We start from the raw sequence: 11,108 nt of genomic DNA on the forward strand, positions 1-11,108 counted from the left end.
GGAGGTGTTAAATCATGGATAAAAAACAAAGATTCAAAAATTTTATTAAAAAAGAAGGGTTTTATGTAATTTTATTTGTTTGTATATGTGTAGTTGCAACAGTTGCAGCATTTACAGCAAAAAATGATGTAAAGCAACCTGAAAGTAGCATAGCTGAAAAGGATGAAACTTATGTAGAAAGTGATAATTCTAAATTTGAGTTTGAAAATGCTGAGTTAGTAGAAGAAGAAAATGAAGAAAAAGAAAATGAAGAAAAAGAAACTTCAACTAAACCAGAAGATAAAGTTGAACCAAATAAATCTAAAGATGAAGGAAAAAAAGAAGAGTCTAAAAAGCAAGATAACTCAATTCAAACATCTGCAAATGTTAAAGTAGAGTATGTTTCTCCTGTAAAGGATGGAAAAGTAACTAGAAGTTATAATTTACAACCAAGAATTGAAAATGAAGGAAAAACAGCATCAGTATATAAAGGAGTTGATATTGAAGCTGCAGTTGGAACAGAAGTAAAGGCAATTGCTGATGGAAAAGTTTTAGAAGCTAGACAAGGAGATTCTAAAGAAGGATTTTTTGTAAAATTAGAACATTCTAATGGTGTAGTTTCAATGTATGCAAATTTAGATAAAGATTTAAAGGTTAAAGTTGGAGATAATGTTAATCAAGGTTTAGTTTTGGGCAATGTAGGAAGCACTGTTAAAACTAATCCACAAGATAGAGTTTCATCAGAATATTTATTATTCCATGTAGAAAAATCTAATGAGCCTATAGATCCGCAACAGCTTTTAGGTAATTTAGTAGTGAAAAATGATTAGTTAGCATTAATAAATAATAATTGGATCATTCTATATTTTATAGAATGGTCCAAATAAGAAAATTAATAATATGGAGGTATAGGTTTTGAAAGATTATATTGAAGAAAGAGTATTAGAAGTTGCTCAATACATAATAGATTCTAGAGCAACCATTAGAAAAACAGCTAAAGTTTTTGGAGTAAGTAAAAGTACTATACACAAAGATATGACTGAAAGATTACCAAAAATAAATCCAAGTATAGCAGAAGAGGCAAAAAATATATTGGATTTAAATAAAGCAGAGAGACATATAAGAGGTGGTAAAGCTACTAAACTCAAATATAAAGTTATTGAAGGATAATATTATTCCATATATAATTAAAAGAAATATTAGTTAAATTTAATTTAGTATAAAAGAATAAGTTTTAGTGATATATGGGAGTGTTTAATAATGTGGTTTTTTAATAATAAAACGGATATGGGAATTGATTTAGGAACTGCTACGGTATTAGTTTACATGAAAAACAAAGGTATTGTATTAAGAGAACCTTCAGTAGTAGCCATAGATAGAAATACTAATAAAGTACTTGCTGTTGGAGAAGCTGCAAGACAAATGATAGGTAGAACTCCTGGAAATATTATAGCTATAAGACCTTTAAGAGATGGAGTTATATCTGATTATGATATAACAGAAAAAATGTTCAAATATTTTATAAAAAAAGTTTTTGGAAAAAAGAGAGTATATGCACCCAAAATTATGACGTGTATACCTTCAGGTGCTACGGAAATAGAAAAAAGAGCTGTTATTGATGCTGCTAGGAATTCAGGGGCTAGATCAGTATATTTAATTGAAGAACCTTTAGCGGCGGCAATAGGTGCTGGGGTAGATATATCTAAAGCAAAAGGACATATGGTTGTTGATATAGGTGGAGGAACTACTGATATTGCTGTAATATCTTTGGGTGGAATAGTTGTTAGACATTCAATAAAAGTAGCAGGTGATAATTTTGATGATGCAATCATAAAGTTTATAAGAAATAAGTACAAGTTGATGATTGGAGAAAGAACAGCAGAAAGTTTAAAAATAAATATAGCAAGTGCAATAAAATCGAGTAGAAATGAGAGTATGGATGTAAAAGGTAGAAATATGATTACAGGATTACCTCATATTATAAAAATAAATACAGAAGAATTAAGGTTAGCATTACAAGATCAAATAAAGTTAATTGCATATGCAGTTCATATTGTGTTAGAAAAAACACCTCCAGAATTAGCGGCAGATATATTAGAAGAAGGTATATTAATGACTGGTGGAGGAGCATTATTAGATGGATTGGATATATATTTGCAAAAAGAAACTAAAGTTAAAGTTACTATTGCTAATGATGCAATAGCTTGTGTGGCCATGGGTACGGGAAAAGTATTAGATATTTTTGATAAAAATTATGTTGAAATAAATGAAAATGAGGTTAGTTTAGTAAAATAATATGAGTTTTGAAAAAATAACAAATAAAAACACTAGCGTATAAAAATAGCTAGTGTTTTTATTTATGTGATTTTAAGTGTATAAGAATGAATTAAACCATGACATATAACTTTAGCCATTTGCATAATTAAATTTAAACGGATAGGACGATTAGTAAAAAGTTCAACACTATCAGATGAATCTACAATTCCTATAATAGAGGTATCTCCTACACTTTGTAGTTTTTTTCCTACTCCTTTTCCAGGATGAATGGCTTCATTTCTTGTATGAATTTCACCAATAGATTTAGACTCACCAAGACAAGCATCTATTGCAATTATACTAGAGTTTGGATACAAAGTTGTTATTTCAGATAATTTTTTTTCAAGATTTAATGCATGGATAGGAAATTCTAATGTACCAAAAACTTTTAAAGGAAAAAGATTTTCTTTTAGTAAAGTTCCTACTAAAGGGCCAAGGGCATCTCCAATGCATTTGTCTGTTCCAATACAGATAATAATAGTATTATCTGTTATATAATCTTTTAAAAAAGAAGCAATTTTATAATATGCTAAAGGTGAATTATAATTAATCTTTATTTTTTTCAAATTCCCACCTCCTTATAAATTTATATGATTATAACAAGGGATTTATTAAATAATAAGTATAATAAAGTAATAAAATGGAAAAAATTTTAGTGAGGTGAATAAAATGAAAAAAAGAGATTTAAGTAAATTTATAATTGTGATTACTATAATTACAATTGTTATATTATTATACATAAGATATTTTTTAGTTAATAATTATATAAACGGATTTAAAGGAATAGAGCCTAAAAATAATAAAGAAAAGGTTCAGAATATAGATAGTTTTGAAATAAATGAAGAATGTATTGTTTATGAAAATAATATAAATGAATATAAAGAAAAATTTAGTGATAATAACATGGATGTAAATTATGTGGAAAATATAGAGTGTAATGATAAAAAAAAACTTGAGTATAACAACAATTCTATAAGTAATAATAAAGAAAATATAAATGATAAAAAAAAAGTTAAAGAGAGTTATAATTTTGAAAAAGAAGAAAGTGTTCAAGTTTTTAAAATGGATAAAAATAAATTAATTAATGAGATTTCATTTAAAGATAAACTAACTGTACTATCTATAATAAAAAATTTATCATCAAATGAATATAAAGAATTATTAAATAATATTAAAAGAAATGATGAATTAGATGCAGCAGTTGATATATTCACCATATTAAAAAATAATTTATCTGTAAAAGATTATGAGGAGTTAAAGGAAATAGCAGAACCATATTTAAATATTGAGATAATTGAAAAAAAAATAAAGTGTAAAAGTTAGTAATTTTAAAAAAAATAAAGAAAAAGAGAGTTAAATATATATAAATGTTTATTTTGAGCAAATATAGCCGTTGAAAAAAAACTCTATAACATATATACTAAATCTTGTCGATTGGCGGTGACGCCGAAAAGATGAAATTTAAAATATGCTGGCGTGGCTCAATTGGCAGAGCAGCTGACTTGTAATCAGCAGGTTATCGGTTCAAGTCCGATCGCTAGCTCCATATGTGGTGGAATTCCCGAGTGGCCAAAGGGGGCAGACTGTAAATCTGTTGTCGGACGACTTCGAAGGTTCGAATCCTTCTTCCACCACCATTAAAACAAGGTCGCATAGCTCAGCTGGGAGAGCATCTGCCTTACAAGCAGAGGGTCACAGGTTCGATCCCTGTTGTGACCACCATTTAAATTTAATAAAATATGCTGGCGTGGCTCAATTGGCAGAGCAGCTGACTTGTAATCAGCAGGTTATCGGTTCAAGTCCGATCGCTAGCTCCACACATGGTGGAATTCCCGAGTGGCCAAAGGGGGCAGACTGTAAATCTGTTGTCGGACGACTTCGAAGGTTCGAATCCTTCTTCCACCACCATTAATAAGGTCGCATAGCTCAGCTGGGAGAGCATCTGCCTTACAAGCAGAGGGTCACAGGTTCGATCCCTGTTGTGACCACCATTTAAATTTAATATTCGCTGATGTGGCTCAATTGGCAGAGCAGCTGACTTGTAATCAGCAGGTTATCGGTTCAAGTCCGATCATCAGCTCCACACATGGTGGAATTCCCGAGTGGCCAAAGGGGGCAGACTGTAAATCTGTTGTCGGACGACTTCGAAGGTTCGAATCCTTCTTCCACCACCAAAAGAGACACTATCAATAGTGTCTCTTTAATTTAAAAGTATAGTTAAATAAATTGATTTTATAAATGAATAATATAGATAATTACTCTTATCCAGAGAGGTGGAGGGAAAAAGGCCCTATGAAACCCGGCAACCAGTGAGAAATCACTAAGGTGCCAATTCCAGTAAAGTATAACTTTACAAGATAAGAGGAGATTTGAATAATTCAAGCCTCTTCTTATATTGAAAGTATAAGAAGAGGCTTTTTTATATAAAAATTATTAAAGATAAAATAGAGAGGGGTGACGAGCTACCATAAATAAAATAGGTAGCAATTAATATGAGAAGATTATTTACGTCAGAATCAGTAACAGAAGGACATCCAGATAAAATATGTGATCAAATTTCAGATGCTGTTTTAGATGCTATTTTTGCGAAAGATCCAAATGCTAGGGTAGCATGCGAAACATGTGTAACAACAGGATTAGTAATGGTTATGGGAGAAATAACAACTAATTGTTATGTTGATATACCAAAAGTAGCTAGAGAAACTATTAGAGACATTGGTTATGATAGAGCAAAATTTGGCTTTGATTGTGATACATGTTCAATAATGACTACTATTGATGAACAATCATCTGATATAGCTATGGGTGTAGATGAAGCTTTAGAGTCTAAAAAAGGTGAAATGGATAAAATTGATGCAGTAGGAGCTGGAGACCAAGGAATGATGTTTGGTTATGCTACTAATGAAACAGAAGAATTTATGCCAGCACCAATAGCAATGGCTCACAGGTTATCAAGAAGATTAACTGAAGTTAGAAAAAATGGTACATTAGGTTATTTAAGACCGGATGGAAAAACACAAGTTACAGTTGAGTATGATGGAAATACTCCTGTAAGGATAGATGCTATAGTTGTTTCAACTCAACATGGACCAGAAGTAACATTAGAACAAATACAAGAAGATATAATGGAACATGTAATAAAAGCAGTTATTCCTGAGGAATTATTAGATGAAAACACTAAATATTATATAAATCCAACAGGTAGATTTGTAATTGGTGGTCCGCAAGGTGACGCTGGATTAACAGGAAGAAAAATAATTGTTGATACTTATGGTGGATATGGAAGACATGGTGGTGGTGCTTTCTCAGGAAAAGATCCAACGAAGGTTGATAGATCAGCGGCATATGCAGCAAGATGGGTTGCAAAGAATTTAGTTGCTGCAGGAGTAGCTGATAAATTAGAAGTACAAGTAGCTTATGCTATAGGTGTTGCTAAACCAGTATCAATAGTTGTAGATACTTTTGGAACAAGTAAACTTACAAATGCTGAAATAGTTTCAATAATAAATAAAGTATTTGATTTAAGACCAGGTGCTATAATAAGAGATTTAGATTTAAGAAGACCAATTTATAAGCAAACATCAGCTTATGGTCATTTTGGAAGAACTGATATTAAACTTCCATGGGAAACACTAGATAAAGTTGAAGAGATAAAAAAGTATTTATAAAAATATAACTTAAAAAGTAGCATATATAATTATATTGCTACTTTTTTTATATATAGAAAATTAATTTGAATTATAAAAAAATAAAATTAATTTTCATGAACTATTTTACCATTTATTAGTACATACTTAATGTTTATATCTTTATCAAATAAAACTAAATCAGCATCATAATTTTCTTTAATAAGACCTTTTTTATTTTCAACTTTACAATATTTAGCAGCATTATAAGTAACCATTTTAATTATTTCATTTAAAGGATAATTACTATTGTTATAAACGTTTTTAACAGCAACATCTAAAGTTAGAACAGAACCAGCTAAACTTCCAGTTAATAATCTAGCGGCACCATTTTTAACCTCAACATCTTGTCCACCAAGAGAATATAATCCATCAGGCATACAACAAGCCATCATAGCATCAGATACTAATAAAACTTTATCTGTTCCTTTTTGTTTATAAGCTACTCTTAAGCTTGGATAGGAAATGTGTATTCCATCAGAAATAGTTTCTGTAGTTATCAAATCACTATCAAAAATAGCACCAACAACTCCAGGTTCTCTATGAGTAAAAGGTGTCATAGCATTAAATAAGTGAGTAGAATGTTTACAACCACATTTAATACCTTCCATAGCCTCTTCATATGTTGCTTTAGTATGTCCTATAGACACCATTATTCCTTTATTGCTTAAATATTTTATAAGATCTAAAGCGCCTTCAACTTCAGGAGCTAAGGTTATTGAAACAACACAACTTTCATTATCACCTACTATTTTATTGAAATTTTCTATTGACGGTGGAATTAAAAATTCAGGATTTTGAGCACCTATTGCTTTGGGGCTTATAAAAGGTCCTTCTAAATGTACACCTAAAACATTAGCACCATCTGTTCCTTGTTTTTTAGCTTCATTTATAGTAGCTACAGCTTTTCTAATGTCATCTGAACTAACGGTCATAGTAGTTGGTAAAAATGATGTTGTACCATGAGTAGATATTACTTTAGCTATTTCATTAATTGCTTTATAAGTACCATCCATAGTATCATAACCACCAGCACCATGAATATGAATATCAATAAAACCTGGAGCTAAATATAAGTCAGTGCCATCTATAATATGACAATTTTCATGATTTTCATGATTTATTTCTTTGATTTTACCGTTTTCAATTAATACAGTCCCTTTTTCTATTTTATCTAAGTAAATAATATTACAATTTTTTATTAACATAATGTAAAACACCTCCTAATAAATATCTTAAGTTTTTACCAACATTAAGTCAATAAAATACAATTGTGATTTAAAATATATAAATATGATATAATTAATAATAGTTATTAAATTTGTATTTTAGGAGCAGTAAAATATGGAAACATTAAATGGCATCGTTGAAAATATAGTTTTTAAAAGTGATGATACAGGTTATACTGTTTTAAAGTTAAGAGAAAAAAATAAAATTTATACTGTTGTAGGAGCTATGCCCCATGCAAAAGAAGGACAAAATTTCAAGTTGTCAGGTATATGGATTAATCATTTACAATTTGGTAAACAATTTAAAGTAGAGGAATGTGAGGAGATAATGCCGAATTCTTCTGAAGATATAAAAAAATATTTATCTTCAGGTATAATTCATGGTATCGGACCAGTTACAGCAAAAAAAATAGTAAATAAATTTGGAGAAAATACATTAGATATTTTAGATAATAATATTGATAGATTAAAAGAAATTGAAGGTATAGGAAAGAAGAAATTAAAATTAATAATAGAATCTTATGTAGAGCAAAAAGAATTGAAAAATATATCTATATTTTTACAATCACATGGATTAACTATAAATCAGTGTTTAAAAATACATAAAAAGTATGGAGCTAATGCTATTGAAATAGTGAAAGAGAATCCATATATACTTTGTGATGAGATATCAGGAATCGGATTTAAAACATCAGATAAAATAGCACAATCTTTAGGAGTAGAAGTATGTTCACCATTTAGAATAGGTAGTGGATTAAAATATGTTATAAATAATTTTTGTATGAATGGAAATACATATATGCCTAAAGATTTATTAATAAAAGAAGCCTGCGATGTATTAACTGTTGCTCCAGAAGTGATAGAACAAAATATAGCAAATGCTGTTGTTGATAATAAAATTAAAATTGAAAATATAGATGAAATTGAATGTATTTTCACAATACCTTATTATTATTGTGAATTAGGAATAACTAATAAAATATTAACTTTAGCAATAAGTAATTTTCAAAATGTTAATGCAGATGTGGAACACTTAATTTCTCAATTTGAAAAGAAAAATAATATAAAGTTTGCAAATTCTCAAAAAGAGGCAATACTTGGAGCATTTCAAAATGGAATAGAAATAATTACAGGAGGACCTGGAACTGGAAAAACAACTATAATAAAATGTATTATAGATATATTTGAGAATTGTGGATTAAAAGTACTTTTAGGAGCACCAACAGGAAGAGCAGCAAAAAGAATGACAGAATCTACAGGAAGAGAAGCTAAAACTATTCATAGAATGTTAGATATGGGAGTTGTACAAGATAACGAAAAAACTGTTTTTCTTACAGGGGAAGTTCAAACTTTAGAGGCAGATGTAATTATTATAGATGAAGCATCTATGATAGATGTATCTTTAATGAATGCATTATTAAAATCTATAAAAGTAGGAACAAGATTAATAATAGTTGGAGATGTAGATCAATTACCATCAGTAGGACCAGGAAATGTATTAAAAGATTTAATAGAAAGTAACTTTACTAAGGTCATTAGATTAGAAGAAATATTTAGACAAGGTAAAGAAAGTATGATAGTAGTTAATGCTCATAAAATTAATAAAGGTGAAATGCCTATAATAAATGGAAAAGATAAAGATTTTTATTTTTTAAAAGATGAAAATATAGATTTTATATTAAAAACTATATTAGAATTAATACAAAATAGACTTCCAAAATTTAATTCTAAATGGGATCCATTGAAAAGCATACAAATATTAGCACCTATGAAAAAAGGCAATTTAGGTGTATTAAATTTAAATAATAAATTACAAGCAGCTTTAAATCCATCTAAACCATATAAAAAAGAAAAAGAATATAGAGATATAATATTTAGAGAAGGCGATAAAGTTATGCAAATGAAGAATAACTATTCTCTTAAATGGCATAGAGTTTTAGGTAAGGGTGAAAAAGAAGGCGAAGGTGTATTTAATGGAGATATGGGATTTATAGAAAAAATAGATTTAGATGAAAAAAATTTAACTGTAATATTTGATGAAGAAAGAAAAGTAGTATATGATTTTATTTATTTAGACGAATTAGAGTTAGCATATGCAATAACTATACATAAAAGTCAAGGAAGTGAATTTCCTGTAGTAATTATGCCTTGTTATATTGGCTCACCATTTCTAATGAATAGAAATTTATTATATACAGGAATAACTAGAGCTAAAGAAATGGTGGTTATAGTGGGATTTGTAAAAGCATTAAAATACATGGTAAATAATACAAAGAGTATGGATAGATATTCATCATTAAAATGGAGAATAAAAGATGTACTATCTAATGATGTGTTTGAACATTAAAGGTATTGGAGTGAGTGGGTATGAGTTGTTATATGAATGCAAATAAATTAATTAGAGGAGAAGTTAATGAACTTAAAAAATGGTATTTTAACGATAATAAAATATTAAACTTAATATGTGAGCCATACCAAAAAATGAGTTCATTATATAGATTTATTCAAGAGCTATTAAAAGAAAATAAGTTAAAAGTTTTATATATTAATAAAGAAAAAAAAATTATTAATGAATTAAAATGTAATAGTGATGTTGAATACATTTTATTCTCTCAAATTTACTCAATTGGTAATAAATTTTATGATTTGATTATTTATGATGATATTACTTATTATTCTAAAAAGATATTAGTTGAATTTAGAGAAGAATTAATATTTTTATTAAAAAGAACAAAAAAAATTATTTTTTGTTCTGCTTATGAAATTTTTAATAATGTGCAATTATTAGAAACTATTAATTTCAATAGAAAAGAAAATTTTATAGAGCCAAGAATTATAGAAACAAGATTAAATTTAAAAAAGGCTATGCCATATCTTCTATATGATTATTTAAAATGGTTTATAAAAGAAGAGAGGTTATTAGTTATTTATACTCCAACAATTGAATTAAAAAATTGTATTTTTAACTATTATACAAATAAATTAAATTTAACAAATGAAGTTCATATTATACAAAGTAATAAAGATGAATTGTTAAAAGATATAGAGAAATTTAAATATAGAGGCAAAAATTGTTTTATAATAACTAATGAATTAGAAGTTTATTTAGATAAAATAAAAGATGTAGATATTATGTTTTATTTTAGTGAACATAATCAGTTTGACTTTAAAAAAATATTATACACCTGTGGAATTTTAACTAATAATGAGAAGTATAAAAGAGAGTTATTATTAATTTGTAATAAAGAAAATAATAATATAGAAAAAGCTAAAAATATAGCAAGGAGATTTAATAGAATAGCTTGGGAAAAAGAAAACAAAAATTTATAAAATATATATATGAATGTTTATTAGAAGTTATATATCCAAGTAAAAGTGTTTGTATTAATTGTTCAAAGGATTTAGAAAAAGAATATTTATGTGAAAAATGTTTAAATGAAGTGAAACTAATTAAAGACAAAGAATATTTAGATAATAATGAATTATATGTGTGTGGATATTATTCATATACTTTAAAAAATTTAATATTTAAGCTTAAATATAATAAAGACTTTAATGTAGGACTTTATTTAGTAGAATTAATGAATGAAAAAATAAAAGAAAATAATTTACAATTTGATTACATATTATATATTCCTACATCAAAGAAAAAATTAAAAGAAAAAGGCTTTAATCAATGTGAATTTTTGGCTAAAGAATTAAGTAAAAAAACTAATATTAAAGTTATTAATATAATTATAAAAAAAGATAATATTAAAGAGCAAAAGTTATTATCTTCATTAGAAAGAAAGAAAAATATGTCAAAAGCTTTTTATATTTCAAAGGAAGTTAATTTGAATAACAAAACTATATTATTAATAGATGATGTTATTACTACAGGTTCTACATTAATTTCTTG

At 27.5% G+C, this 11,108-nt stretch carries 10 protein-coding genes, 8 tRNA genes and 1 riboswitch; of the genes, 16 read left to right on the forward strand and 2 right to left on the reverse strand.

All coding sequences use genetic code 11. From position 1 onward, the window contains the following. Positions 1–14 precede the first annotated feature (14 nt). The 3 genes from GBZ86_RS02025 (at position 15) to mreB (ending at position 2,274) form a co-directional block, all read left to right on the forward strand. On the forward strand, positions 15–809 hold the full coding sequence (locus tag GBZ86_RS02025; protein ID WP_152887263.1) for a M23 family metallopeptidase: 795 nt from the start codon (positions 15–17) through the stop codon (positions 807–809). Between the two features lie 85 nt (positions 810–894). Continuing rightward, positions 895–1,149 carry a sporulation transcriptional regulator SpoIIID gene (spoIIID, locus tag GBZ86_RS02030; RefSeq protein ID WP_152887265.1) on the forward strand — a complete coding sequence of 85 codons (255 nt, stop codon included), beginning with the start codon at positions 895–897 and terminating at the stop codon, positions 1,147–1,149. A 90-nt stretch (positions 1,150–1,239) separates the two neighbouring features. Further along, on the forward strand, positions 1,240–2,274 hold the full coding sequence (gene mreB / locus GBZ86_RS02035) for a rod shape-determining protein MreB (protein ID WP_152887267.1): 1,035 nt from the start codon (positions 1,240–1,242) through the stop codon (positions 2,272–2,274). 62 nt (positions 2,275–2,336) lie between these two features. Here mreB and yyaC read toward each other — a convergent pair whose 3' ends face one another. Continuing rightward, positions 2,337–2,861, reverse strand: coding sequence for a spore protease YyaC (gene yyaC, locus GBZ86_RS02040; protein WP_152887269.1), 525 nt, complete (start codon positions 2,859–2,861; stop codon positions 2,337–2,339). Positions 2,862–2,964: 103 nt separating this feature from the next. Between yyaC and GBZ86_RS02045 the strand changes: the two genes are divergently transcribed. The 10 genes from GBZ86_RS02045 to metK all read left to right on the forward strand — a co-directional run bounded on the left by GBZ86_RS02045 (position 2,965) and on the right by metK (position 5,963). After that, positions 2,965–3,618, forward strand: coding sequence for a hypothetical protein (locus GBZ86_RS02045; RefSeq protein WP_152887272.1), 654 nt, complete (start codon positions 2,965–2,967; stop codon positions 3,616–3,618). Between the two features lie 147 nt (positions 3,619–3,765). Beyond that, positions 3,766–3,841: transfer RNA gene (locus GBZ86_RS02050), tRNA-Thr, on the forward strand. Between the two features lie 5 nt (positions 3,842–3,846). Beyond that, a tRNA-Tyr gene (locus GBZ86_RS02055) sits at positions 3,847–3,932 on the forward strand. A gap of 9 nt (positions 3,933–3,941) precedes the next feature. After that, positions 3,942–4,017 (forward strand) — tRNA-Val (locus GBZ86_RS02060). Between the two features lie 19 nt (positions 4,018–4,036). Continuing rightward, positions 4,037–4,112, forward strand: a tRNA-Thr gene (locus tag GBZ86_RS02065). Positions 4,113–4,117: 5 nt separating this feature from the next. After that, positions 4,118–4,203, forward strand: a tRNA-Tyr gene (locus GBZ86_RS02070). A 7-nt stretch (positions 4,204–4,210) separates the two neighbouring features. Further along, a tRNA-Val gene (locus GBZ86_RS02075) sits at positions 4,211–4,286 on the forward strand. Positions 4,287–4,302: 16 nt separating this feature from the next. Next, a tRNA-Thr gene (locus tag GBZ86_RS02080) sits at positions 4,303–4,378 on the forward strand. Positions 4,379–4,383: 5 nt separating this feature from the next. Continuing rightward, positions 4,384–4,469, forward strand: a tRNA-Tyr gene (locus GBZ86_RS02085). Between the two features lie 84 nt (positions 4,470–4,553). Continuing rightward, positions 4,554–4,659, forward strand: a riboswitch (SAM riboswitch). Positions 4,660–4,787: 128 nt separating this feature from the next. Further along, positions 4,788–5,963: a methionine adenosyltransferase gene (gene metK / locus GBZ86_RS02090; RefSeq protein WP_152887274.1), complete on the forward strand. Its 1,176-nt coding sequence runs from the start codon at positions 4,788–4,790 to the stop codon at positions 5,961–5,963. An 86-nt stretch (positions 5,964–6,049) separates the two neighbouring features. Here metK and nagA read toward each other — a convergent pair whose 3' ends face one another. Beyond that, the gene (nagA, locus tag GBZ86_RS02095; protein ID WP_152887276.1) at positions 6,050–7,189 is read right to left on the reverse strand and encodes an N-acetylglucosamine-6-phosphate deacetylase; all 1,140 of its coding nucleotides are present in this window, start codon (positions 7,187–7,189) and stop codon (positions 6,050–6,052) included. A 136-nt stretch (positions 7,190–7,325) separates the two neighbouring features. On the opposite strand from nagA, the gene recD2 reads away from it, so the two are divergent. The 3 genes from recD2 to GBZ86_RS02110 all read left to right on the forward strand — a co-directional run. Next, positions 7,326–9,557: an SF1B family DNA helicase RecD2 gene (recD2, locus tag GBZ86_RS02100; RefSeq protein WP_152887278.1), complete on the forward strand. Its 2,232-nt coding sequence runs from the start codon at positions 7,326–7,328 to the stop codon at positions 9,555–9,557. 20 nt (positions 9,558–9,577) lie between these two features. After that, the gene (locus GBZ86_RS02105; protein ID WP_152887280.1) at positions 9,578–10,540 is read left to right on the forward strand and encodes a hypothetical protein; all 963 of its coding nucleotides are present in this window, start codon (positions 9,578–9,580) and stop codon (positions 10,538–10,540) included. After that, a partial coding sequence (locus tag GBZ86_RS02110; RefSeq protein ID WP_152887282.1) for a ComF family protein occupies positions 10,513–11,108 on the forward strand: 596 nt, incomplete at its 3' end. The genes GBZ86_RS02105 and GBZ86_RS02110, both read left to right, overlap by 28 nt.

The sequence above is a fragment of the Clostridium tarantellae genome (genome assembly GCF_009295725.1).
Classification (GTDB): Bacteria; Bacillota; Clostridia; order Clostridiales; family Clostridiaceae; genus Sarcina; species Sarcina tarantellae.